General features: G+C 61.8%; 23 protein-coding genes. 19 read left to right on the forward strand and 4 right to left on the reverse strand.

Going from position 1 to position 25,093, the window contains the following annotated elements:
• Window positions 1-273: 273 nt before the first annotated feature.
• Both ACF8K2_RS04230 and ACF8K2_RS04235 read right to left on the reverse strand, forming a co-directional pair.
• Window positions 274-1,494, reverse strand: coding sequence for a CaiB/BaiF CoA transferase family protein (locus tag ACF8K2_RS04230; RefSeq protein ID WP_392463614.1), 1,221 nt, complete (start codon window positions 1,492-1,494; stop codon window positions 274-276).
• 15 nt (window positions 1,495-1,509) lie between these two features.
• Complete coding sequence (locus ACF8K2_RS04235; protein WP_264234322.1) at window positions 1,510-2,691, reverse strand: acyl-CoA dehydrogenase; 1,182 nt, start codon at window positions 2,689-2,691, stop codon at window positions 1,510-1,512.
• A gap of 175 nt (window positions 2,692-2,866) precedes the next feature.
• Between ACF8K2_RS04235 and ACF8K2_RS04240 the strand changes: the two genes are divergently transcribed.
• The 10 genes from ACF8K2_RS04240 (at window position 2,867) to ACF8K2_RS04285 (ending at window position 12,614) form a co-directional block, all read left to right on the forward strand.
• The gene (locus tag ACF8K2_RS04240) at window positions 2,867-3,784 is read left to right on the forward strand and encodes a LysR family transcriptional regulator (RefSeq protein ID WP_186557713.1); all 918 of its coding nucleotides are present in this window, start codon (window positions 2,867-2,869) and stop codon (window positions 3,782-3,784) included.
• A gap of 428 nt (window positions 3,785-4,212) precedes the next feature.
• Window positions 4,213-5,334 (forward strand): Re/Si-specific NAD(P)(+) transhydrogenase subunit alpha, encoded by a 1,122-nt coding sequence (locus ACF8K2_RS04245; RefSeq protein ID WP_392463617.1) that lies wholly within the window; start codon window positions 4,213-4,215, stop codon window positions 5,332-5,334.
• An 11-nt stretch (window positions 5,335-5,345) separates the two neighbouring features.
• Window positions 5,346-5,660: an NAD(P) transhydrogenase subunit alpha gene (locus ACF8K2_RS04250; protein WP_008097413.1), complete on the forward strand. Its 315-nt coding sequence runs from the start codon at window positions 5,346-5,348 to the stop codon at window positions 5,658-5,660.
• Window positions 5,661-5,662: 2 nt separating this feature from the next.
• Entirely contained in the window at window positions 5,663-7,099 is a 1,437-nt protein-coding gene (locus ACF8K2_RS04255) for an NAD(P)(+) transhydrogenase (Re/Si-specific) subunit beta (RefSeq protein WP_186557711.1), read from the forward strand.
• 179 nt (window positions 7,100-7,278) lie between these two features.
• Window positions 7,279-8,772 (forward strand): acetyl-CoA hydrolase/transferase family protein, encoded by a 1,494-nt coding sequence (locus ACF8K2_RS04260; RefSeq protein WP_186557710.1) that lies wholly within the window; start codon window positions 7,279-7,281, stop codon window positions 8,770-8,772.
• 321 nt (window positions 8,773-9,093) lie between these two features.
• Window positions 9,094-9,306: a DUF1127 domain-containing protein gene (locus ACF8K2_RS04265; protein ID WP_186557709.1), complete on the forward strand. Its 213-nt coding sequence runs from the start codon at window positions 9,094-9,096 to the stop codon at window positions 9,304-9,306.
• Window positions 9,307-9,601: 295 nt separating this feature from the next.
• On the forward strand, window positions 9,602-9,919 hold the full coding sequence (locus ACF8K2_RS04270) for a DUF2388 domain-containing protein (protein ID WP_264234312.1): 318 nt from the start codon (window positions 9,602-9,604) through the stop codon (window positions 9,917-9,919).
• Window positions 9,920-10,007: 88 nt separating this feature from the next.
• Window positions 10,008-10,301, forward strand: a complete 294-nt coding sequence (locus tag ACF8K2_RS04275; RefSeq protein ID WP_264234310.1) for a DUF2388 domain-containing protein — start codon at window positions 10,008-10,010, stop codon at window positions 10,299-10,301.
• A gap of 37 nt (window positions 10,302-10,338) precedes the next feature.
• Window positions 10,339-10,659 carry a DUF2388 domain-containing protein gene (locus ACF8K2_RS04280; protein ID WP_186557706.1) on the forward strand — a complete coding sequence of 107 codons (321 nt, stop codon included), beginning with the start codon at window positions 10,339-10,341 and terminating at the stop codon, window positions 10,657-10,659.
• Window positions 10,656-12,614, forward strand: coding sequence for a DUF4105 domain-containing protein (locus ACF8K2_RS04285; protein WP_392463618.1), 1,959 nt, complete (start codon window positions 10,656-10,658; stop codon window positions 12,612-12,614). Before ACF8K2_RS04280 ends, ACF8K2_RS04285 begins: the two co-directional genes overlap by 4 nt.
• Window positions 12,615-12,701: 87 nt before the next feature.
• Here the strand turns inward: ACF8K2_RS04285 and ACF8K2_RS04290 are convergent, their stop codons facing one another.
• Window positions 12,702-13,103, reverse strand: coding sequence for a GFA family protein (locus ACF8K2_RS04290; protein WP_392463619.1), 402 nt, complete (start codon window positions 13,101-13,103; stop codon window positions 12,702-12,704).
• A gap of 267 nt (window positions 13,104-13,370) precedes the next feature.
• Between ACF8K2_RS04290 and ACF8K2_RS04295 the strand changes: the two genes are divergently transcribed.
• From ACF8K2_RS04295 to ACF8K2_RS04335, 9 genes are all read left to right on the forward strand, one after another.
• Window positions 13,371-14,678 (forward strand): CitMHS family transporter, encoded by a 1,308-nt coding sequence (locus ACF8K2_RS04295; protein WP_186557703.1) that lies wholly within the window; start codon window positions 13,371-13,373, stop codon window positions 14,676-14,678.
• A gap of 66 nt (window positions 14,679-14,744) precedes the next feature.
• Window positions 14,745-15,515 carry a TerC family protein gene (locus ACF8K2_RS04300; RefSeq protein WP_186557702.1) on the forward strand — a complete coding sequence of 257 codons (771 nt, stop codon included), beginning with the start codon at window positions 14,745-14,747 and terminating at the stop codon, window positions 15,513-15,515.
• 235 nt (window positions 15,516-15,750) lie between these two features.
• A complete protein-coding gene (locus tag ACF8K2_RS04305; protein ID WP_392463624.1) occupies window positions 15,751-17,409 on the forward strand; it encodes a Na/Pi cotransporter family protein in 1,659 nt (552 codons plus the stop codon).
• Window positions 17,410-17,439: 30 nt separating this feature from the next.
• Window positions 17,440-18,846 (forward strand): M16 family metallopeptidase, encoded by a 1,407-nt coding sequence (locus ACF8K2_RS04310; protein WP_392463625.1) that lies wholly within the window; start codon window positions 17,440-17,442, stop codon window positions 18,844-18,846.
• 188 nt (window positions 18,847-19,034) lie between these two features.
• Window positions 19,035-20,057, forward strand: coding sequence for a DUF2914 domain-containing protein (locus tag ACF8K2_RS04315; RefSeq protein ID WP_264234296.1), 1,023 nt, complete (start codon window positions 19,035-19,037; stop codon window positions 20,055-20,057).
• 134 nt (window positions 20,058-20,191) lie between these two features.
• On the forward strand, window positions 20,192-21,325 hold the full coding sequence (locus ACF8K2_RS04320) for an ABC transporter permease (protein ID WP_392463626.1): 1,134 nt from the start codon (window positions 20,192-20,194) through the stop codon (window positions 21,323-21,325).
• Window positions 21,319-22,116 (forward strand): ATP-binding cassette domain-containing protein, encoded by a 798-nt coding sequence (locus ACF8K2_RS04325; protein WP_189661999.1) that lies wholly within the window; start codon window positions 21,319-21,321, stop codon window positions 22,114-22,116. Before ACF8K2_RS04320 ends, ACF8K2_RS04325 begins: the two co-directional genes overlap by 7 nt.
• A 3-nt stretch (window positions 22,117-22,119) precedes the next feature.
• Window positions 22,120-23,058: an MlaD family protein gene (locus tag ACF8K2_RS04330; RefSeq protein ID WP_392463628.1), complete on the forward strand. Its 939-nt coding sequence runs from the start codon at window positions 22,120-22,122 to the stop codon at window positions 23,056-23,058.
• Complete coding sequence (locus tag ACF8K2_RS04335; RefSeq protein WP_312151392.1) at window positions 23,055-23,675, forward strand: ABC-type transport auxiliary lipoprotein family protein; 621 nt, start codon at window positions 23,055-23,057, stop codon at window positions 23,673-23,675. Before ACF8K2_RS04330 ends, ACF8K2_RS04335 begins: the two co-directional genes overlap by 4 nt.
• Here the strand turns inward: ACF8K2_RS04335 and ACF8K2_RS04340 are convergent.
• The gene (locus tag ACF8K2_RS04340) at window positions 23,657-24,886 is read right to left on the reverse strand and encodes a nucleoside recognition domain-containing protein (RefSeq protein WP_392463631.1); all 1,230 of its coding nucleotides are present in this window, start codon (window positions 24,884-24,886) and stop codon (window positions 23,657-23,659) included. The two genes, ACF8K2_RS04335 and ACF8K2_RS04340, sit on opposite strands and share 19 nt — an antisense overlap.
• Window positions 24,887-25,093: the final 207 nt, after the last annotated feature.

Consider the following 25,093-nt stretch of genomic DNA (forward strand, 5'->3'; position numbering starts at 1 on the left):
CCAGTACTGCCTGAAACATCTAACTCGTTGATACTCAAGGAGTTTTCCGTTCCAACTACGCTGGAAGTGGGGCGCATTATAAGGGGATCTGAGAGGGCGTCAACCCTTAATTTCAATAAACCGTAATATTGTTGAAATTAGGGTCAGAATCGCGGGGCGGGCCCGCTTCCACAGGGTGACGCGGGGTGCAAGAGATAGGGGTGTGCAGTTAAAGCGCCAAAAACTAAGCAGGGAGGCCTACCGGCCTCCCTGCTTATATAAGTAGAAAGCGACTCAGAGCACACCTGCCCCACGCAGCTGCTGCACAGCCTCGCCGTCCAGCCCTAACACCTCTTCCAGTACAGCCTCGGTATGCTCCCCTAATAGAGGAGGCGCCTGCCGATACTCCACCGGCGTCTCAGACAGCCGAATAGGGCTAGCCACCTGCGGTACGCTGCCCGCCAGCGGATGCGCAATGCTAACCGCCAATCCACGAGCCAATACCTGCGGGTCCTGGAACATCTGCGCCAGATCGTTGATTGGCCCGCATGGCACGCCGGCCTGTTCCAATTCACTAACCCATTGGGCTGTGGTCTTGAACACAGTGGCCTGGCGAATCAGCGGAATCAGCTCAGCCCGATTGGCGACCCGCAGCTTATTAGTCGCAAAGCGCGGATCGTCCGCCCATTGCGGCTGCCCAGCGACCTCGGCAAATTTACGGAACTGCCCATCATTCCCCACGGTAAGGATGAAATCGCCATCGGCGGTCGGAAAGTCCTGATATGGCACGATATTAGGATGAGCATTCCCCAGCCGACGCGGAGCATTGCCTGTAGTGAGGTAGTTCATTGCCTGGTTAGCCAGGCAGGCCACCTGCACGTCCAGCAACGCCATATCAATATGCTGCCCCACTCCTGACTGGTCACGATGGGCGAGGGCAGCCAGGATCGCCACGGTCGAGTACAGCCCGGTAAGGATATCGGTCAAGGCAACGCCAACCTTCACCGGCCCGGCACCTTCTTCCCCCTCAGGGCGACCGGTCAGGCTCATCAGCCCGCCCAACCCCTGGATCATGAAGTCATAGCCGGCACGCTTGGCATACGGCCCGGTCTGGCCAAAGCCGGTAATCGAGCAATAGATAAGCTTCGGATTGACCGCCTTCAGGCTGGCATAGTCCAGCCCATAGGCCGCCAGGCCACCGACTTTGAAGTTCTCGATGACGATATCCGACTTCGCCGCCAGTTCGCGCACCAGACGCTGACCTTCTGGCTGGATGAAGTCGATGGTCACCGAGCGCTTGTTGCGGTTGGCAGACAGATAGTAGGCCGCCTCGCTGGTGTTCTCCCCATAGGCATCCTTGAGGAAGGGTGGCCCCCAGGAGCGGGTATCGTCACCTGCCCCCGGACGCTCGACCTTGATCACGTCAGCCCCAAGGTCGGCGAGGATCTGCCCAGACCAGGGCCCGGCCAGCACACGCGAAAGGTCCAGCACCCGCAGATGTGATAACGCCCCCATGGCCCAGCTCCTCTATTAATAGAACGCCTGGATGCCGGTCTGCGCGCGACCGAGGATCAGCGCGTGGATGTCATGGGTACCTTCATAGGTGTTGACCACTTCAAGGTTAACCAGGTGACGGGCTACGCCGAACTCATCGGAAATACCGTTGCCGCCGAGCATGTCGCGGGCCAGGCGAGCAATATCCAGCGCCTTGCCACAGGAGTTGCGCTTCATGATCGAGGTGATTTCCACCGCAGCGGTGCCCTCATCCTTCATCCGCCCCAGACGCAGGCAGCCCTGCAGCCCCAGCGTGATCTCAGTCTGCATGTCCGCCAGCTTCTTCTGGATCAGTTGATTGGCGGCCAGAGGACGGCCGAACTGCTTGCGATCCAGGGTGTATTGGCGCGCGGTGTGCCAGCAGGCTTCTGCCGCACCCAGGGCACCCCAGGAGATGCCATAGCGGGCCGAGTTCAAGCAGGTGAACGGGCCTTTCAGACCACGCACCTCAGGGAAGATGTTTTCTTCAGGAACGAACACGCCATCCATGACGATCTCGCCGGTGATCGAAGCACGCAGGCCGACCTTGCCGTGAATCGCCGGGGCGCTCAAACCTTTCCAGCCTTTCTCCAGAATGAAGCCGCGAATGTCACCCGCATCGTCCTTGGCCCACACGACAAACACATCGGCAATCGGGCTGTTGGTGATCCACATCTTGCTGCCAGTCAGGCTGTAGCCGCCATCAACCTTGCGCGCCCGGGTGATCATCGCGCCTGGATCGGAGCCGTGGTTGGGCTCGGTCAGGCCGAAGCAACCAATCCACTCGCCGCTGGCAAGCTTGGGCAGGTACTTTTGCTTCTGCTGTTCGCTGCCGAATTCGTTGATCGGCACCATCACCAGCGAAGACTGCACGCTCATCATCGAACGGTAGCCGGAGTCGATGCGTTCCACTTCACGGGCGATCAGGCCGTAGCAGACGTAGTTCAGCCCACTGCCGCCGTATTGCTCTGGGATGGTCGCGCCGAGCAGGCCGACTTCGCCCATCTCGCGGAAGATCTTCGGATCGGTCTGCTCATGGCGAAACGCCTCGATCACGCGCGGCGCCAGCTTGTCCTGGGCAAACTGATAAGCGCTGTCACGCACCATGCGCTCTTCTTCAGTCAATTGCTGATCGAGCAGCAGTGGGTCGATCCAGTTGAAGCTTGCTTTGCCGGCCATGAGCGAAATCCTCGAAATAGGGGAGCAGGGTGCGTGGGCAATGTTCTTGTGCATTGATCCTAGGCCTGTTCGGCCGTCGGGACAAACGAGGATTACGCACGGTTTAGTGATATTTTCTCACTTCGAAAATCTGCAAATCAGCATACTCAAAGCCTGACAAGTGAGGTCGACGTACATGCGGCGCAAGATTCCCAGCACTACGGCATTGGTCTGCTTCGAGGCCGCAGCGCGTCACGAGAGCTTCACCAAGGCCGCCCAAGAGCTGGCCTTGACCCAAGGCGCCGTCTGTCGACAAATTGGTGGGCTGGAGGAGTTCCTGAATGTCGAGCTGTTTCGCCGCTCGCGTCGCGGGGTAAAACTCACCGAAGCCGGCCTATCCTACAGCCGACAGGTGGCAGCACAGCTGGACGCGGTCGAGCGCGATACCTTGTCGGTAATGCGCCAGCAGGGCGCCAATGTGATCGAATTGGCGGTGGTGCCGACCTTCGGCACCCAGTGGCTACTGCCGCGCCTGAAGGACTTCCAGCACTGCCACCCTGAGGTCACCGTCAACCTGACCAACCGCACGCGGCCATTCCTGTTCGCCGATACCGCGTTCGATGCAGCGATCTACTTCGGCGATGCCGACTGGTCGGGCACCCAGTCCCACCGCCTGATGGGTGAGAATCCCATGCCAGTGTGCAGCCCGGCCTTGCTCAGCGGCCAGGGCGAACTCGATGCCAAGCGCATCGCCGAACTGCCGCTGCTGCAGCAGACCACCCGACCCTATGCCTGGCGACAGTGGTTCGATGGCTTGGGGATGAGCGTGGAGGGCGACATGACCGGCCCTCGCTATGAACTGTTCTCGATGCTCGCCCAAGCCGCCATGCACGAGATGGGCATCGCGCTGATTCCACCGTTCTTGATCCAGCGCGAGCTGGAGCAGGGTAGGTTGGTGGTCGCCAACAGGCATGCGCTATCGAGTAACAAGGCCTACTATCTAATGATTCCTGAGCGGAAGGTGGAATCTGCGTCGCTGCGCGCCTTCCGCGACTGGCTGATAGCACAGGCACGCTTGTACGCCTCCACCCACCCAGTAGATGCGACAACTTGACTCGGTAGTCAATTATTTTAAACACCTACAGATGTATTGAATTGTCGCATTTCAATAAACTGTTGCGTACACCCTGAATTCTTGCTTAACCCTGCATACTGCGCGGGTTTCAGGCCTATTTGCGACATTCGCCCAGCTGTCAGCGAAATTTGTTAAAAATAATCTAATTTCTCCCCTAATCTCCCAATAGCCCATGTTTGACGGGCTGCAGCCATACCCTTGCGACATACGGTCACAGGGTGACTTGTAGTTTTAACTTCGTATCGCTCCAGAACCGGTTGAAGGCCTACGTATTCATCTGCAAAATGCTTCGCCCGCCCGGGATCCGGCGGGTTCGAGCCTTACGGCTACGCTGGCGAAGTGCCGCGGATTCAACCCCGCGCATGCCAGCTCAATAAAGATAAGAAGGTCACCGCAGGAGAAAAGTCGTGCACATTGGTGTTCCTCTCGAGACGCAGACGGGCGAAACGCGGGTCGCTGCGACCCCCGAAACCCTCAAGAAGCTGGTTGGCCAAGGCCATCAGGTCACCGTCCAACGGGGGGCAGGGCTCAACGCCAGCATTCCGGACAGTGCCTATGAAGCCGTTGGCGCCTCCCTCGGTACCGCCGTCGATGCCTTCGGCGCGCAACTGGTACTCAAGGTCGTTGCCCCCAGCGAACAGGAGCTTGCCCTGATCAACAGTGGCAGCCTGCTGATCGGCATGCTCAACCCGTTCAACAACGAACTGATCGCCAAGATGGCTGAACGCGGCGTCACCGCTTTCGCCCTCGAAGCGGCGCCACGTACCTCGCGCGCGCAGAGCCTCGACGTGCTGTCGTCGCAGGCCAACATCGCCGGTTACAAGGCGGTGTTGCTGGCCGCGCATCACTACCCGCGCTTCATGCCGATGCTGATGACTGCCGCCGGTACGGTGAAAGCCGCCCGCGTGCTGATTCTTGGCGCCGGTGTTGCCGGCCTGCAGGCCATCGCTACGGCCAAGCGCCTGGGCGCAGTGATCGAGGCCTCGGATGTGCGCCCGGCGGTGAAGGAGCAGATCGAGTCGCTTGGCGCCAAGTTCCTCGACGTGCCCTACGAGACCGATGAAGAACGTGAATGTGCGCAAGGTGTCGGCGGCTATGCCCGGCCCATGCCCGCCAGTTGGATGCAGCGCCAGGCACAAGCCGTGCATGATCGCGCCAAGCAGGCTGACATTGTCATCACCACCGCACTGATCCCGGGCCGCAAGGCACCGATCCTGCTCAGCGCCGAGACCGTGGCGCAGATGAAGCCCGGCTCCGTGGTGATCGACCTGGCCGCAGCACAAGGCGGCAACTGCCCGCTGACCATGGCTGACCAAGTGGTGGTGGAAAATGGCGTGACCATCGTCGGCCCAACCAATTTGCCAGCCCAGGTCGGGGCAGACGCTTCGGCGCTGTACGCCCGCAACCTGCTGGACTTCATGAAGCTGCTGTTCGACAAGGACGGTGCGCTGGTGATCAACCTCGAAGATGACATTGTCGCTGCGTGCCTGATGTGCCGCGACGGCCAAGTCATCCGTAAGAACGGTTAAGGAGCACGGCTATGGAAGACATGCTGATTTCCCACGGCATCTACAACCTGATCATCTTCGTGCTGGCCATCTACGTGGGCTACCACGTGGTATGGAACGTCACCCCGGCTCTGCACACCCCGCTGATGGCCGTGACCAACGCCATTTCGGCGATCGTCATCGTCGGCGCCATGCTTGCTGCCGCGCTGACCGTGACCCCGGCCGGCAAGGTCATGGGCACCCTGGCGGTGGCCTTGGCGGCAGTCAACGTGTTCGGTGGCTTCCTGGTTACCCGGCGCATGCTGGAAATGTTCAAGAAGAAAACCAAGAACGAGGCGCAGAAGTAAGCATGAGCATGAATCTGGTAACGCTTCTCTACCTGGTCGCTTCGGTCTGCTTCATCCAGGCGCTGAAGGGCCTGTCGCATCCGACCACCTCACGCCGCGGCAACCTGTTCGGCATGATCGGCATGGGCATTGCGATGCTCACCACCGTGGGCCTGATCTATAAGCTCGGCGCCGAGCTGGCCACCGCCGGTATCGGCTACGTCCTGCTCGGCCTGCTGATCGGCGGTACTGCCGGTTCGATCATGGCCAAGCGCGTCGAGATGACCAAGATGCCGGAACTGGTCGCCTTCATGCACAGCATGATCGGCCTGGCGGCAGTGTTCATCGCCATCGCCGCAGTGCTCGAGCCGCAATCGATGGGCATCGTCGCATTGATCAGCGATCCGATCCCGACCGGCAACCGGCTGGAGCTGTTCCTCGGTGCTGCGATTGGTGCCATTACCTTCTCGGGTTCGGTGATCGCCTTCGGCAAGCTGTCGGGCAAATACAAGTTCCGCCTGTTCCAGGGCGCACCGGTACAGTTCGCGGGCCAGCACAAGCTGAACCTGATCCTCGGCCTGACCACCATCGCCCTGGGTTTGCTGTTCACCTTTACCGGCCACTACAGCGCCTTCACCTTGATGCTGGTCCTGGCCTTCATCATGGGCGTGCTGATCATCATCCCAATCGGCGGCGCCGACATGCCGGTGGTGGTATCGATGCTCAATAGCTATTCGGGCTGGGCAGCAGCTGGTATCGGTTTCTCACTGAACAACTCGATGTTGATCATCGCAGGCTCCCTGGTCGGTTCGAGCGGTGCGATCCTCTCGTACATCATGTGCAAGGCGATGAACCGTTCGTTCTTCAACGTCATCCTCGGCGGTTTCGGCGGCGAGGCGGACACCGGCGCGGCGGCCGGCTCCAAAGAGCAGCGCCCGGTCAAATCAGGTTCGGCGGACGACGCGACCTTCCTGCTGAGCAACGCTGACACCGTGATCATCGTCCCTGGCTACGGCCTGGCGGTGGCGCGCGCGCAGCATGCCCTCAAGGAGCTGACCGAAAAGCTGATCCACAACGGCGTGACCGTGAAGTACGCCATTCACCCGGTAGCCGGGCGTATGCCTGGGCACATGAACGTGCTCTTGGCCGAAGCCGAGGTGCCCTACGACCAGGTGTTCGAGATGGAGGACATCAACGCCGAGTTCGGCCAGGCTGACGTGGTGCTGGTGCTTGGCGCCAACGACGTGGTCAATCCGGCGGCGAAGAACGATCCGAAGTCGCCGATCGCTGGCATGCCGATCCTCGAGGCGTTCAAGGCCAAGACGATCATCGTCAACAAGCGCTCCATGGCCAGTGGCTATGCCGGGCTGGATAACGAGCTGTTCTACCTGGACAAGACCATGATGGTGTTCGGCGACGCCAAGAAGGTCATCGAAGACATGGTCAAGGCAGTGGAATGAAGCCTTCTATATAGATAGGCATAAACCCCCGGTGATTTATTCCCGGGGGTTTTTACTTTGGTTGATCCAGATCAACGGCTCTATTGCAGGGCTTCTCATACGACCATGGTCGTGGGACGGCGACGGGCGAAATCTCTAGACTGCGCTGCAGTAGCCTCAGTAGCCCGAGATAACAATCCATGTACCGTGATCGTATCCGCTTGTCCTCCCTGCACAGCAAGGTAATGAGTGCGGCCGACGCCGCTGGCCTGATCCAGGACGGCATGACCGTCGGCATGAGCGGTTTTACCCGCGCCGGCGAAGCCAAAGCCGTACCCCATGCCCTTGCTGAACGTGCCAAAGTGTCGCCGCTGAAAATCAGCCTGATGACCGGCGCCAGCCTTGGCAACGACCTGGACAAGCAACTGACCGAGGCCGGCGTGCTCGCCCGCCGTATGCCGTTCCAAGTCGACAGCACCCTGCGCAAAGCCATCAACGATGGCCAGGTGATGTTCATCGACCAGCATCTGTCGGAAACCGTCGAGCAGCTGCGCAACAAGCAACTGACCCTGCCGGACATCGCCGTCATTGAAGCGGTGGCCATCACCGAGCAAGGCCACATCGTGCCGACCACTTCAGTGGGCAACTCGGCCAGCTTCGCGATCTTCGCCAAGCAAGTGATCGTCGAGATCAACCTGTCGCACAACGCCAACCTCGAAGGCCTGCACGACATCTATATCCCGACCTATCGCCCGACCCGCACGCCAATCCCGCTGGTCAAGGTCGACGACCGCATTGGCAGCACCGCGATCCCGATCGACCCAGCCAAGATCGTCGGCATCGTCATCAGCGACCAGTCCGACTCGCCGTCCACGGTACTGCCGCCGGACCATGAGACCCAAGGTATTGCCAACCACCTGATCAACTTCCTCAAGAGTGAAGTCGACGCTGGCCGCATGACCAACAAGCTCGGCCCGCTGCAAGCTGGCATCGGCAGCATCGCCAACGCAGTCATGTGCGGCCTGATCGATTCGCCGTTCGAAGACCTGACCATGTACTCCGAAGTACTCCAGGACTCGACCTTCGACCTGATCGACGCCGGCAAGCTGAGCTTCGCCTCGGGCAGCTCGATCACCCTGTCGAGCCGGCGCAACGCCGACGTGTTCGGCAACCTGGAGCGTTACAAGGACAAGCTGGTACTGCGTCCGCAGGAAATCTCCAACCACCCAGAAGTGGTGCGTCGCCTGGGCATCATCGGCATCAACACCGCGCTGGAGTTCGACATCTACGGCAACGTCAACTCCACCCACGTCTGCGGCACCCGGATGATGAACGGTATTGGCGGCTCGGGTGACTTCGCCCGCAACGCGCACCTGGCGGTGTTCGTCACCAAGTCGATTGCCAAAGGCGGCGCGATTTCCAGCGTGGTGCCGATGGTCAGCCACGTTGACCACACCGAGCATGACGTGGACATCCTGGTCACCGAGCAAGGCCTGGCTGACCTGCGTGGCCTGGCGCCTCGCGAGCGCGCCCGGGCGATCATCGACAACTGTGTCCACCCGGACTATCGTGCGGCGTTGAACGACTACTTCGAACGCGCTTGCCAGCGTGGCGGCCATACCCCGCACATCCTGCGTGAAGCGCTGAGCTGGCACGAAAACCTGGAAGAAAGCGGGCGCATGCTCGCCAGCTGATCCAGCACAGCTATCCGGTCGATGGTGCGCAATGTCCATCGACCGGAACAGCTAATCACAGTAAAAGCAAAAAACTGTACAACTGTACTGGTAAAATCTCAGTCTTTCCCTGACAAATCTCCCACCAACTCTCATAAACGCACCATATTTGTGCAGACCAGTACAGTTACGCCAATTTCGGGTGCAACAGTGCGCTTAATCAGTTAACTGAACCCGCGCAATACAGATGAACTGTACCTACTGTTATGGACAAGAGAGGAGGATCATTGGCATCAGTTAAATCACTACCTAATGCCGCCACAAGCGGAAGGATGAAACATCATGGAACGCACCCTCAGTTCCGGTCTGGTTTTTGAAAACAACGCTCAGTCCAACGCTTCGCTGCCACTGCGCGCTTTCTCCACGCTTCTGCTGTGGCAACGCCGCATCGCCAGCCGCCGTCAGCTGGCCCGCCTGGATGGTCGCCTTCTGGCTGACGCCGGCATCAGCGAGTCGCAGCGTTACGAAGAGCTGAGCAAGCCTTTCTGGCGCTAAGCACCGGCTAGCCGGTTTCGGCCGGCACCGAGAATTCCAAAAACCCGTTGCAGGGAACTGCGACGGGTTTTTTGTTTCAAAGATGCGAATTAGAGCGGCTTGCCTCGCGACCAGTACAGTTTTATAGAAACAGAAACATACCAGTACAATTGTATTGCTAACCACCCGCGTCACATCCAGAAACAGCAACGCGTGTTACGCTTACTTGAACAGCTCATTAAATAAAGTACCGTGATGAGCCTAGCGAGCGTCCGATAACCAGAACCATCTCGACCCTATGCAGGAGTCTCCGACCATGTCCCGTAACCACTTGTTTGGCGCCGCCCTGTTGTTGGCCTTGGCCGGCACTGCCAACGCCACTAGCTTCATCGTTACCACCGATGCGGTCGTAGGTGCAGTTGCCGCCTCTACTGATGCCACCTCTGATGTCTCCTCGTCGTTCCGTGACGACAAGATTGTCCAGGCCGCCCGCGACGACGCTGCCAGCTTTGTCGGCAGCCAAGGCGCCATCCGCGGTGCCAAGCTTGAAAGTGCGTTCATTCACATTCGCCAGCAGGCGCCCACCCTGCAAGCCAGCGACGCACAATTGGCGCAAGCCATCCTCGCGCTCTAACCCGCAGGTTTCACGCCCGGATACACTGGCTCTAGCCGGTGTATCCGCGGTAGCCTTCGCCATCCAAGCCTAAGCCTTTAGAAGTCCGATGCGTTATCTGTTGCCTTTGCTGTTTGCCCTCGCCGGTATGGGGAGCGCCCATGCCATGGACGTCTCTACCCAAACCCTGGTTGCCAGCGGCTACGTCACCAGCAAAGTGACCAGCGCGCCCTTCGACCGCAAACTGGTCGTGCAGGCCCGCGACGATGCCGCAGCGTTTGTCGCCACCGATGGCTCGATCCGTGGTGCTCGTCTGCAAGCAGCGCTGGATACACTGCGTCATGACAGCGGTTATCACTCTGTCGGCGACCTTGAACTGGCAGAAGCAATTCTCGTCCAATAATCTTATTCGACTCCCTGTATTCCTTCGGAGATGCTCCATGCGCAAGACGCTGATCGCCGCCACCCTCGGCATGTTGGTAATGGCCGACCTGGCACAGGCACAGACCCTGGTGGCCACCAGCAACATCATCGTGCGGGCCTTTGGCCGTTCGATCGATTTCACCTCGGACACCACCACTTCGATTCGCGACTCGAAAATCGTCCAGGATGCCCATGACGACGCCGCCAGCTTCGTCGCCAGCAAAGGCGATATCCGCGGCGCGCAGCTCGAAGCCGCCTTCACCACCATTCGCCATCGCGTGCCTGAGGCACGTGATGCCAGCGATCAGGTACTGGCCGAAGCCATCCTGGCCCTGTGAAGCACATGCGTGCCTGGCTGCTCGGCTGCGTCCTGACGCTGCTGGGCATGCCTGCGCTAGCCGACCTACAGCTCGATCTGCAGGCGTCCGTGCTTGATCGGCAACAACAGCAAGCCACCCAGGCCTTGCTCGACGAGGCCCTGGCCAAACTTCCCCCCCGCTTCAAGCAACAGCTCGACCGTCGCATCCAAGTCAGTTGGAGCGAGCGCATGCCCGCTGATGCTTATGGCCAGGCTTCGCTGGTGTCCACCCTCGAGCTGAACCGCCGGCTATTGCCCGGCCTGGTCGATGGCAGCGCTGCCCGCGAGCGTACCAACCGTCCGCATGGCACTGTGCGGCAAGAACTACTGGCCACAGTCCTTCACGAACTGACCCACATCTACGACCGCGCCCGTCTCTGGCCGACCCAGGAGCGGTTGATGATCGCCCGCTGCAAGCGCCAGCAGGACACCCTCGGCAAGATCGGCCTGCCGCAAGAATGCCGTGGACAAGCCGAGCGCCGCTTCACCTTGAGCGATGATCCACGCCTACTCGACCTGGCTGGCTGGCAGCAGTACGTTGGCCGGCGCGGCGAGCGCGAACAACACAACGCCCAGGTAGTGCGCAGCCCCGACAGTTATGAGCTGAGCAGCCCCAAGGAATACATTGCGGTCAACATGGAGTACTTCCTGCTTGACCCCAGCTATGGCTGCCGCCGCCCGGCACTGAACCAATACCTGCAGCAGCACTTTGCCTGGACGCCACAGCAAACTCCGTGCGCCAAAGGCTTGCCATTCATCAATGCCGGCAACGACTTCGCCCGCCAACCTCTGGGCGAGATCGACCCGGAGCGGGTTTATGAAGTTGACTACCTGCTCGCCGAAGCCAACCAGAACCTGGTCAGCCGTTGGGGCCACAGCATGCTGCGCCTGGTCATCTGCGCACCCGGTCGACCGCGGGGTCCGGATTGCCGGTTGGACCTGGACCAGCACCTAGTGCTGTCCTACCGGGCGTTCGTCAACGACGTGCAACTGTCCAGCTGGGACGGCCTGGTTGGCGCTTATCCGTCACGGCTGTTCGTGCTGCCGTTGGGTCAGGTGATCGACGAATACACCAAGACCGAGTTGCGCAGCCTGGCCTCGGTGCCGCTGCGGCTCAACCGCGACGAGGTCGAGAACCTGGTTCGCCAAGCGGCGGAGATGCACTGGAGCTACGACGGCAATTACTGGTTCCTGTCCAACAACTGCGCAGTGGAAGGCCTCAAGCTGCTGCGCAGCGGGACGGCCAATCCGACCCTGAACGACCTCGACAGCATCATGCCCAACGGCCTGCTCGCGGTGCTCAAAGGCCGCGGCCTGGCCGATACCAGCGTGCTCGATGACCCCCGTGAGGCACTGCGCCTGGGGTATCGCTTCGACTCCTACCGTGATCGCTACCAGGCCATGTTCGATGTGCTTAGAAAGCAGTTACCGGTCAAGCAAGAGAAGGTCGAGGACTGGCTCGCCCTGGATGCCGACCAGCGCCGGCCATGGTTCGCGCGCGCCGACCTGCGTACCAGTGCCGCATTGTTGCTGCTAGAGCAGGCTGCGCTGCGCCAGCAATTGCTGTTGGCTCAGGATGAAGTGAAGCAGCGTTACCTGAATGCCACCGCGCTCAAGGACGGCAGCATCGATAAAGCCAATCAGACCCTGCAGCAGATGCTGGCCAACAGCGGCTTCCTCAGCCGACCGGCAGAATTGCTGGGCACCGACGGCTATGGTTTGCCGCAGCCAGAAGAGCGTAAGCAACTGGAAAAGGTCAGCAGTGAGCGCCAGGCGCAGCTGCTACGCCTGAGCACCGACCTGGATAAAGAGGTGAGGGCGCTGCTCGATCCGGCCCGGGCCAAGGCGATTGCGGCGGTCGAGGCAAACGTGAAGCAGATTGGCCAGCATCTGCGGGAGCTGCACAAGGCTGCCGGTGGGTTGCAGTTGCCCTGAAGGCCTGAGCCTTTTGTGGTCAGTTCAGGCCTAATCGCGGGGCAAGCCCGCTCCCACGCTTGCCCCGCGATAAGGTCACGGAGCCAACTAGAGGCGCTCCTCAGCCTCACCCGGCAACTGCTCATCCAGATGCAGCCAAGGCAACTGGCTACTGGTCCAGATGTGCCGGGTGGCCCGTACGTTCTCTGGATGATCCAGGGTCGCCACGGTCACATCGATGGTCTGCGGGCTGTGCACAGTACTCAGCGCCAGATGCGCGCCACAGTCGCCGCAAAAAAACCGGCTGCACGTGGTCGGTGCCACATACATCCGCGGCCTGCCCTTGAGCCATCGAAAACCACTACGCGGCAGGGTCAACCAGGTCACCACCAACCCGCCGCTGACCCGCCGACAGATCGAGCAGTGGCAATGAGCGATGTCGGTCAGATCCCCTTCCAAGCGATAGCGCAGGGCGCCGCAATGGCAGCCTCCCTCGTAAAATTCGGACATGATTACCTCTCGTCACCTTTGCCGTAGCGAAAGCTGGCTGAAAGCTTGCGCTCATAGGATAGCCCCACTACCGGCACAAGACCGGTCAGCCAGGGCCCCCGGATTGTTCCGCGCCCGGCCCAATCGACAACAACAATGGTGATTCTGATGTATTCCTGTGCCCGCCTTCTCGCAGTCCCCCTCCGGCTATTCCACGCACAGCGCCCCACGCGCTGATTCGCCCGAAGCGTCTTTTCTCTTTCGCCGCGCCACGCCTGGAGTATCGCCATGCTGACCTTCCTCGGCTTTGCCATGGTCATCACCTTCATGTACCTGATCATGACCAAGCGCCTGTCGGCCTTGATCGCCCTGATCCTGGTTCCGATCCTGTTCGCCCTGTTCGGTGGTTTCTCCTCCGATATCGGCCCGATGATGCTGCAAGGCATCAGCAAGCTTGCGCCTACCGGCGTGATGCTGATGTTCGCCATTCTCTACTTTGCCCTGATGATCGACTCCGGCCTGTTCGATCCGGCCGTGCGCCTGATCCTCAAGGCGGTCAAGGGCGACCCACTGAAAGTCTCGGTCGGCACCGCCGTGCTGGCGTTGGTGGTATCGCTCGACGGTGACGGCGCCACCACCTACATGATCTGCTGCGCAGCGATGTTGCCGCTGTACAGCCGCTTAGGCATGAGCCCGCGGATCATGGCCGGCTTGATCATCCTGGCCGGCGGGGTGATGAACATGACCCCTTGGGGTGGCCCGACTGCCCGCGCCGCAAGCGCCCTGCATGTCGATCCGTCGGACATCTTCGTGCCGATGATCCCGGCCATGGCCTTCGGCGTGATCGCCATCCTGGCCATCGCCTACATGTACGGCAAACGTGAGCGGGCTCGCCTGGGTGAGCTGCACCTGCCGACCGATGACATCGACCACAGCGGCATCAGCGTTTCGCAGTTCCCAGAAGCACGCCGGCCAAAACTGATCTGGTTCAACGGCGCCCTGACCCTGGTCCTGATGATTGCCCTGATCGCAGGTCTGCTGCCGCTGCCGGTACTGTTCATGGTGGCCTTCAGTATCGCGATGATCGTCAACTACCCATGCCTGCAACAGCAGAAGGACCGCATCGCCGCCCACTCCGGTAGCGTCCTGGCCGTGACCGGGTTGATCTTCGCCGCGGGCATCTTCACCGGCATCCTGTCCGGCACCGGCATGGTCGATGCCATGTCCAAGAGCCTGCTGGCGGTGATTCCGGATGCGCTCGGCCCATACCTGGCGGTAATCACGGCGATCGTCAGCATGCCGTTCACCTTCTTCATGTCCAACGATGCCTTCTACTACGGTGTGCTGCCGGTGCTGGCCGAAGCCGCCAGCCACTACGGCATCACCCCGGTGGAAATGGCCCGTGCGTCGATCGTCGGACAACCGGTACACCTGCTCAGCCCGCTGGTACCCTCAACCTACCTGCTGGTCGCACTGGCCGGGATCGAGTTCGGTGATCATCAGCGCTTCACGCTCAAGTGGGCAGTGCTGGTGTGCATGTGCATAATGCTCGGCGCACTGCTCCTGGGGACTTTCCCACTGTTCAGCAGTCTGTAAATACATACGCCCTACAGCGATCCGCCCTACCGGGCGCATCGCCTTTTAACGTTCGAAGGAATACACATGGAATGGCTGACCAGCCCGGAAATCTGGGTTGCCTTTTTCACCCTGACGGCACTTGAGATCGTTCTCGGTATCGACAACATCATCATGATCTCGATCCTGGTCAGCCGCATGCCCAAGCACATGCAGCCACGTACCCGGATCTTCGGCCTGGCCCTGGCCATGGTCACGCGCATCCTGCTGCTGCTCTCGATTACCTGGGTCATGCGCCTGACTGCCGATCTGTTCGAAGTGTTCGGCCAAGGCATCTCCGGTCGCGACCTGATCCTGTTCTTCGGTGGCCTGTTCCTGCTGTGGAAAAGCTCCCAGGAGATCTACCACGGCCTGGAAGGTGAAGACGAAAACCCCGAAGAGCCAAAGGGCGCGGGTGGCAAGTTCATCTACACCATCATCCAGATCGCCATCATCGACATCGTGTTCTCGCTGGACTCGGTGATCACTGCTGTAGGCATGGTCTCGCACGTACCGGTGATGATCGCCGCGATCGTCGTGGCAGTGCTGGTGATGATGCTCTGCGCCGGTGCCATCAGTAATTTCATCGACAAGCACCCTTCGCTGAAGATGCTCGCACTTTCGTTCCTGATCGTCGTCGGTACGGTGCTGATCGCCGAATCCTTCGACGTGCATGTGCCAAAAGGCTACGTGTACTTCGCCATGGCCTTCTCGCTGGCGGTGGAAGCGATCAACATTCGCATGCGCACGGCGCGGGCACGCAAACGCGGCGAAGAGCACGATGCGGTGAAACTGCGCAAGGACATCCCTGGTCAATAAGCTCAGGCGCGCAACCAAGAAAGGCCCTCCGGGGCCTTTTTTCGTTCCTGCCCCTGGGCAAGCGCAGGGCGCTCGCGTGTTTCAAATATGTTTCAGCCATGCCAAGCTGGCGTCAGCTGGGTAAAACAACTAAAGCTTGAGTGAGCACTGGAAAAAACCGCCCACCCCCGGGCCAGGCTCACGGCTTCACCCATTGGCCCCGCGTTGGGGCAACAGCAACAGGGGGGCCTCGTACATGCTGACCTTGCTCAATCTGCTTTCCGCCGTGGCATTGCTGGTGTGGGGCACGCATATCGTGCGTACCGGCATCCTGCGGGTCTACGGCTCCAACCTGCGCCGGGTGCTCAGCCAGAACATGAGCAAGCGCCCGCTGGCATTTCTCGCCGGTATCGTGGTGACCGCCATGGTGCAGAGCAGCAACGCCACCGCCATGCTGGTGACCTCCTTCGTCGGCCAGGGCCTGATGGCGATGACCCCGGCGTTAGCCATCATGCTCGGCGCCGACGTAGGTACCGCGCTGATGGCCCGGGTGTTGACCTTCGACCTGTCGTGGCTGTCGCCGCTGCTGCTGTTTGTCGGGGTGATTTTCTTTCTCTCGCGCAAACAGACCCGCCTCGGCCAGATGGGCCGCGTGGCGATCGGCCTGGGCCTGATCATCCTGGCCCTGCAACTGATCGTCCAGGCCGCGACGCCGATCACCCAGGCGCAAGGGGTGAAGGTCCTGTTTGCCTCGTTGACCGGCGACATTCTGCTCGATGCCCTGGTCGGCGCGCTGTTCGCGATGATTTCCTACTCAAGCCTCGCCGCTGTGCTGCTGACCGCCACCTTGGCCGGCGCCGAGCTGATCAGCCTGCCGGTGGCGATTGGCTTGGTGGTAGGGGCCAACATCGGCAGCGGTCTGCTGGCGTTTCTCACCACCAGCATGCAGAACGCCGCTGGGCGGCGAGTCGCGCTGGGCAGCCTGCTGTACAAGCTGATCGGCTTACTGCTGATCATCCCCGTCCTGCATCCACTGGTGGAGTGGATGGACAGCCTCAGCTTTAGCCCCCAGGAATTGGTGATCGGCTTTCACCTGCTCTACAACACGCTGCGCTGCCTGATCATGCTGCCGACCACCAAGCCCATGGGCCGCTTGTGCAATGCGCTACTGCCCGAGCGCGAGAATGGCAATGGCCAGATCCGCCCACGCCACCTGGATGCCTCGGCCCTGCAGACCCCCAGCCTGGCCCTGGCCAACGCCGCGCGCGAAACCCTGCGCCTGGGCGATATCGTCGACAGCCTGCTGGAAGCCATGCTCGGCGCCCTGCGCGGCACCCAGACCGCACTCCCGCAACAGGTCCGTGCGCTCGCTGAGGATGCCGAGGCGCTCTACAGCGCAATCAAACTGTACCTGGCGCAAATGTCACGCGAAGACTTGAGCGAACAAGACAACCGCCGCTGGGCCGAGATCATCGAGCTGGCCATCAACCTCAAGCTGGCCAGCGACCTGATCGAGCGCATGCTGCGCAAGGTGCAGCAACAGAAGACCTCGCAGCGCCGCGAGTTTTCCCAGGTCGGCCTGGAAGAGCTGACCGGCCTGCAAGAACAGCTGCTGGCCAACCTGCGCCTGGGCCTGTCGGTGTTTCTCAGTGCCGACCCTCAGAGCGCCCACCTGCTGCTGCGCGAAAAGCGCCGTTTTCGCGCCCAGGAACGGCGTTTGGCCCACGCCCATGTCAGCCGATTGCAACGCAAGGTAGTGCAAAGTATCGAGACCAGTTCGCTACACTTGGAGCTGATCGCCGATATGAAGCGTTTGAACTCTTTGTTCTGCAGCAGTGCCTATGTGGTACTAGGCGGCTCGGACACCGGCGGCTTGTTGCTCGACAGCGTACCGGACGAAGCCCGCCAGCCCTGAACCCGCACTACCGGAGACCCAAGCTCGCCCATGCGTAGCCTGATGTTCGTTTGCCTACTGATCTGCAGCCTGCCGTCGCTGGCCCTCGACCGCTCGAAGGTTGAGGGCTACCTGCTGCCCAATGGCCTGCAGGTGATCCTCAAATCCGGCTATGAGCGCGACCATGTAGCGATCCGCCTGGTGGTGGGGGTGGGCCTGGACGACTTCGAGTGTGACCAGCGTGAACTGCCGCACCTGCTCGAGCACCTGCTGTTCAGCGGCATCGACGAAACCGGCGAGGGCGGCCTGGAAGAACGCATGCAGGCCCTTGGCGGTGAATGGAACGCCTACACCAGCAGCGCCGACACCACCTTCGTCATCGAAGCGCCGGCGCGCAACCAGCGCAAAGTGCTCGACTTGCTGCTGGCAGCGATCCGCGATACCCAGATCGACGCCAAAGCCCTGGCCACGGCAAAGAAGATCATCGAGCGAGAAGATGGCGGCCACTATGGCCACCTGCAACGCTGGCTCGACCGCCAGGACATCGGCCACCGCGCCAGCGACCAGCTGGCGGTGGAACTTGGGCTGAAATGCCCGGCACGCTCTGACCTCGACGACATGACCCTGGAGCAGGTCCAGGCCCTGCGCGAGCATTGGTATGCGGCCAACAACATGAGCCTGATCATCGTTGGCGGTATTGACCGCCTGCTGCCGGCCTACCTGGAGCGCACCTATGGCGAGCTGCCAGCGATCGAGCCTGGCGAGCGGCGCAATCTGGACAGCATCAGCCAACAGGCCGAGCAACGCCGGGACCTCACCCGTGGCTGGCTGGGCGACAGCGTGAAACTGCACTGGCTGTTCATCGAGCCGACGCTGGATAACGACCACGACCAGACCCTCGACCTGCTTTCGCGCTACCTGGACTGGGCCTTGTACGACCAGCTACGCCTGCGCCATGGCTTGTCCTACGGCCCGTCGGTGCAGCGCGAGAGCTTTGGCGACAGCGGCATGCTCAGCCTCAACGCCGACCTCGAACGCCAGGATGTCGATAAGGCGGTGAAAGTGCTGCAGGATCTATTCGACCACCTGCGCAAGAACGGCCTCGACCCCGACACGTTCTCTCGAATCAAAGAGCTCGCCATCGCCCGGGAAAGCTGGTCTAGCCAGGGCAACAGCGCGCTGGCCGACTACTACTGGGGCGCACTGAACAATTACACCGACGGGCGCTTTACCGATCCGATCCGACAACTGCGCAAGGTCAGCCTCAAACAGGCCGACGCGGCGCTGCGTGAGCTGCTCAAGGATCCCGGCTACCTGCGCATCGAGAAGCCGCTGCTTGGCTATGACGAGCTCTATGGGCTGGTGGCGCTTCTGTTGGGGCTGATCCTTGCCGTCGGCTTGCTGCGCCGGCGCCGGCATTCGCCCACGCGGCCCAGTGGCGCTACACGGGACGGCTGATTCGGCGGTATCCTGTAGCGGCCGAAGATCCTGGGTCCGCTGCGCGGCCCTTCGCGGGCAAGCCCGCTCCCACAGGGACAGCGCCATTCTGAACATGCGCGCTGATACCTGTGGCAGTGCTTGCCCGCGAAGAGGCCGGTGCGGCCGCCAGAGATCTCGGCTTCATCCGTCCATTTCAGTAGCTACCCATGCCCCCCATCCCCCAATTCATCCAGCGCGTGATCGAACTGCTCAAGCGCTACCCCGGCATCATCGCGCTTGGCGGTTTCCTTTCGGGGATCGGCAGCTTCATTCTGGTCGACCGCCAGGCCGGCCTGGCCAGCTGGGTCGCTATCCTGATGCTGGTCAGCTGGCTTTGGCTGATGCTGGAGAACACCCTCACCGGGCTGTTCACCCGCGCCTTCAAGCGCGAAATCCCGCAGCCACTGCTGCGCTATGCGACGCAGATGATTCACCAGGAAAGCCTGTTCTTCGTTCTGCCGTTCTTCTTCATCACCACCACGTGGAACAGCGGCCAGCTGATTTTCACCGGCCTGCTCGGCGCCGCCGGGCTGATCTCGATCATCGATCCGCTGTATTACAAATGGCTGGCACCGCGGCGCTGGTTGTTCATGGCGCTGCACACCCTGACCCTGTTCGCCGCACTGCTGACGGCACTGCCGATCATCTTGCACCTGACCACCGCGCAGAGCTTCAAACTGGCCCTGATCGCGGCCATGGCGCTGTCGTTCCCAAGCCTTGCCAGCAGCTTCCCGATCAATAATTGGCGGCGCGCCGTGGCATTGGTGCTGGTTACCCTGTCGGTCGGTGCTGGCGGCTGGCTGTTGCGCTCGTGGGTGCCACCCGCGACCTTGTGGTTGACCGAGGTGGCGGTCAGCACCGAGGTGCTCAATCGTCAGCCAGGCGCGTCGCTGGAAGAGATCCCGGCCAGCCGCATCAAAGGCAGCGGGCTGTACGCCTACACCGCGATCAACGCACCACGCGGGCTTAACGAGCGTATCTACCACGTGTGGCAGCTGGACGGTAAAGAGGTTGACCGGATCGCCCTGGATATCCATGGCGGACGCAAAGAAGGCTATCGCGCCTGGACCCACAAGCAGAATTTCCCGCCCAATCCGGTCGGCAAGTGGCAGGTGCGGGTGCTGACCGAGGATGGCCAGGTGATCGGCGTATTGCGCTTCAAGGTAGTGAACGACGCGGCGTCGGGCTGATTACAAACCTTATCGCAGCGGCGAGGGAGTGACCTTGCCTGCGCGATAGGGCCAGTGAGCACAGCACCAAGGTGCAATACACTCATGGGCGATGCGCTATGATCTGACCCGTCGCCCCCGCGCCTGTCAGAAGCATGGAGCCCATGACCACACCCAGCGCTACCCTGGATACCAGTAGCCAGCCGGCCTGCCTGCGCATTACCGGTGACTGGACCCTGGCCCACTACGCCGAGCTCAAGCGTACCAGCGAGCAACTGCGTAGCCAGTTCGCCGCCGACGCCATCGCCGACCTGAGCCAACTCGGCCGCCTGGACACCGCCGGCGCCTCGCTACTGGCCGAATTGCTCGGTTCAGAACGGCTGTCGCACTGCACCAACGACCTGCCCGAAGCCAACCGCGCGCTGCTCAAGACGGTCTACTGCTCGGTGCAGGACTACTGCATCCCGGTCAAGGAATCCGAGCGGCCGATCCTGATTCTGCTGCTCGATCGAATCGGCCGCGCCGTCGACACCCTGTGGCAAGACACCCGGCAGTTGCTCGGTTTCATCGGCCTGATCATCGAAACCTTGCTGCGCCGCGTTCTGCAACCGCACCGTTGGCGGATCACCCCAGTGGTTGCCCATATCGAACAGACCGGCCTGGACGCTGCGCCCATCGTCGCCCTGTTGACCTTCCTGGTGGGCGCGGTGGTCGCCTTCCTCGGCGCCACGGTGTTGGCGGCCTTTGGCGCGACCATCTTTACCGTCGACCTGGTGGCGTTTTCATTCCTGCGCGAATTCGGCGTACTGCTCACCGCCATCCTCATGGCCGGGCGAACCGCCAGCGCCTTCACCGCACAGATCGGCTCGATGAAAGCCAACGAAGAGATCGACGCCATCCGCACCTTGGGCCTGAACCCGATTGAGCTGCTGGTGGTACCGCGGGTACTGGCGCTGTTGATCTCGCTGCCGCTGCTGACCTTCCTGGCGATGATCTGCGGCATCGTCGGCGGCGGGGTGGTCTGCGCGCTGTCGCTGGATATCCCGCCGGCCATGTTCCTCTCGTTGCTGCAAAGCGACATCGGCGTACAGCACTTCCTGGTCGGCTTGGCCAAGGCCCCCTTCTTCGCCTTCCTGATCGCTGCCATTGGCTGCCTGGAGGGCTTCAAGGTCAGTGGCAGCGCTGAGTCGGTGGGCGCCCACACGACCTCAAGCGTGGTCCAGTCGATTTTCGTGGTGATCGTCCTGGACGCCGTGGCCGCGCTGTTCTTTATGGAGATGGGCTGGTGACTGGCGTACGAGAAGCTGTGATCGAGGCGCGCGGCCTGTGCAACCGCTTTGGCCGCCAGAGCGTGCACGAGAACCTTGATCTTGACCTGTTCAAGGGCGAGATCCTCGCAGTGGTCGGTGGCTCGGGCAGCGGCAAGTCGGTGCTGCTGCGCAGCATCATCGGCCTGCGCCGGCCCAACGAGGGGTTGGTCAAGGTGTTCGGCCAGGACCTGGCACAACTCAACAATGAGCAACGCTCGTTAGTGGAACGGCGCTTTGGCGTGTTGTTCCAGAAGGGCGCGCTGTTCTCCTCGCTGACCGTCACCGAAAACGTCGCCCTGCCGCTGATCGAGCACGCCGGCCTGTCGCGGGCCGATGCCGAGCACTTGGCCGGGGTCAAGCTGGCTCTGGCGGGCCTGCCGATCTCGGCTGCGGACAAATACCCGTCGTCGCTGTCAGGCGGCATGATCAAGCGTGCAGCGCTGGCCCGCGCCTTGGCGTTGGACCCGGATATCCTGTTTCTCGACGAACCTACCGCCGGCCTCGACCCGATTGGCGCGGCGGCATTCGACCAATTGATCCTGACCCTGCGTGACGCGCTGGGCCTGAGCGTGTTCCTGATTACCCACGATCTCGACACGCTCTACACCATTACCGACCGAATCGCCGTGCTTTCGCAGAAGAAAGTCCTGGTCGCCGGCCCCTTGGCCGAGGTCGAGCAAACCAACGATCCCTGGATCCACGACTATTTTCACGGCCCGCGCGGGCGGGCGGCCGAACAGGCCGCCGCCAGTGCCCGGCAGGAGCGCTGAACCATGGAAACCCGAGCTCATCATGTCTTCATCGGCCTGGTCACCGTACTGGTGGTGGCCGGCGCGCTGCTGTTCGGCCTGTGGCTGACCAAGTCCAGCGTCGACGACACCTTCAAGGACTACCAAGTGGTGTTCAACGAGGCCGTCTCGGGCCTGTCGCGCGGTAGCGCGGTGCAGTACAACGGGATCAAGGTCGGGGACGTCACCACCCTGCGCCTGGACCCGGAAGATCCGCGTCGGGTCCTGGCGCGCATTCGCCTGAGCGCCGACACCCCGGTCAAGCAAGACACCCAAGCCAAGCTGACCCTGGCCGGGGTCACCGGCAACTCGTTCATCCAGCTCACCGGTGGCACCCCGCAAAGCCCCGAGCTCAAGGGCAAGGACGGCAAACTGCCGGTGATCGTCGCTTCGCCTTCGCCAATTTCGCGCCTGCTCAACGACAGCAGCGACCTGGTGACCAACATCAACCTGCTGCTGCACAACGCCAACCAGATGTTCTCCGAAGACAACATCGGCCGCCTGAGCAACACCCTGGCCAATCTGGAGCAAACCACCGGCGCCTTCGCCAGCCAGAAGGGCGGAATCACCCAAGCCATCGAGCAGTTGGGCGAAGTCGGCAAACAAGCCAGCGCCACCCTCGCCGAAACCCAGACGTTGATGCGCAACGCCAACGGCCTGCTGGGTACGCAAGGCAAGCAGGCCTTTGGCAGCGCCGAGCAGGCCATGCAAGCGCTGGCCGAGAGCACCGCGACCATCAACAGCCTGCTCAAGGACAACCGCGAAGCGATCGACGACGGCGCCCAAGGCCTGAACCAGCTGGCCCCGGCCATCCGCGAATTGCGCGAAACCCTCAACGCCCTCAAAGGCATCTCGCGCCAACTGGAGGCGGACCCAAGCGGCTACCTGCTGGGTCGCGACAACAACAAGGAGTTCCAGCCATGAACACTTCGCTGCGTCTTGTCACCCTGGCCGCAGCGCTGAGCCTGGCCACGGCCTGCTCGATCCTGCCCAAGAGTGAGCCGGTGGACATCTATCGCCTGCCAGTGAACCAGGCCAGCCGTACAGCCACCCCGCTGGACTGGTCGCTACGCCTGAACAAGCCGCTGGCCAGCGAAGCCCTGGCCGGCGCCCGCATTGCGGTAATCCCGCAAGGCGACATCATCAGCGGCTACAAGGGCGCCCGCTGGAGCGACCCGGTGCCTTTGCTGGTGCGTAACCGCCTGCTCGATGGCTTCCAACGCGATGGCCGAGTGCAGCGCCTGAGCGCCGACGACAGCAACCTGCAGGCGGACTATGAGCTGGCAGGCGAGCTGCAGGCGTTCCAGAGCGAATATCGGCCGGGGGGCGTGGAGGTGCTGATACGTTATGACGCGCGCCTGGTGCAAGGGCGCAGCCAGCGTATTCTTGCGAGCCGGCGCTTCGAGGTGCGTCAGCCGCTGACCACCACCCAAGTATCAGCAGTGGTCGCAGGCTTCGGAGCGGCCAGCGACCAACTGATGGCGCAACTGCTGGACTGGACCGTCGCCCAGGCAACTCAGGCTCAGGCGAAGAACCAGTAGCAGACGAAGATCGCCGCGATCACCCCGGACAGTTCGGCCAGCAGGGCGCAACCCACCGCGTGACGCACGCGCTGGATACCCACCGCGCCGAAATACACTGCCAACACGTAGAAGGTGGTTTCGGTACTGCCCTGGATGGTCGCCGCCACCAAGGCTGGGAAGCTATCGACGCCATGGGTCTGCATGGTCTCGATCAGCATCGCCCGCGCCGCGCTGCCAGAGAATGGTTTGACCAGCGCGGTCGGCAGGCCCTCGACGAAGCGAGTGTCCATGCCCATCCACTCCACGGCGTGGCGGATGCCATCCAAAGCCAGCTCAAGGGCGCCCGAGGCCCGCAACACACCCACTGCACACAGCATCGCCACCAAGTAGGGGAGCAGGTTCTTGGCGACGTCGAAGCCTTCCTTGGCGCCTTCGACGAAGGTTTCATACACCTTGACCCGTCGCAGCGCGCCGATCACCAGGAACAAGAAGATGATGCCGAACAAAGTCAGGTTGCCAAGGATCGACGACAGGCTGGCCAGCGCCGCCGCCGACAGCGTGCCGAGGAAGGCCATGAAGCAGCCCAGCAGCAGCGCACCGGGGATCAGGTAGGCGAGCACCACCGGGTCCCACAGGCGCAGGCGCTGCATGACCGCAACCGAGAGCAGGCCGACCAGGGTCGAGACGCTGGTGGCGAGCAGAATTGGCAGGAACACCATGGTCGGATCAGGTGCGCCTTGCTGCGCGCGGTACATGAAGATAGTGACCGGCAGCAGGGTCAGCGACGAGGCGTTGAGCACCAGGAACAGGATCTGCGCGTTGCTCGCCGTCGTGCTGCTGGGGTTGAGCTCCTGCAAGGCGCGCATGGCCTTCAGGCCGATCGGCGTAGCGGCGTTGTCCAGGCCCAGGCCATTGGCGGCGAAGTTCATGGTGATCAAGCCCAGGCCAGGGTGCCCAGGCGGCACTTCAGGCATCAGCCGGGCGAACAGCGGGCCGAGCACCTTGGCCAGCCACTCGACGATACCGGCCTGCTCGGCGATCTTCAGGAAACCCAGCCACAGGGTGAGGGTGCCGAACAGCAGCACCATGACTTCCACCGACAGCTTGGCCATGGCGAAGATGCTCTCGACCATCGCGGCGAAGATCCCCGCGTTGCCGCCGACCAGCCATTGGGCCAGGGCGGAGATGGCCGCCACCAGGAAAAAGCTGAGCCAAAGGCCGTTGAGCATCCGTGTGTTCCCCCGAAAAATGCCTCGAATGATAGCGTACTGATCGACCAGAACGCTGCTTCCACAGTTGCAAGCTAGCGCGAGAAAATTCCTAAGCCTCAAGCACGCGAGCTGTAAGCGGCTGTCTGGGAGCGGCTGGCGTGGGGCTGGCGTGGGGCTGGCGTGGGGCTGGCGTGGGGCTGGCGTGGGGCTGGCGTGGGGCTGGCG

This window comes from Pseudomonas sp. xss_2 (assembly GCF_043104195.1).
Taxonomy (GTDB): domain Bacteria; phylum Pseudomonadota; class Gammaproteobacteria; order Pseudomonadales; family Pseudomonadaceae; genus Aquipseudomonas; species Aquipseudomonas urmiensis.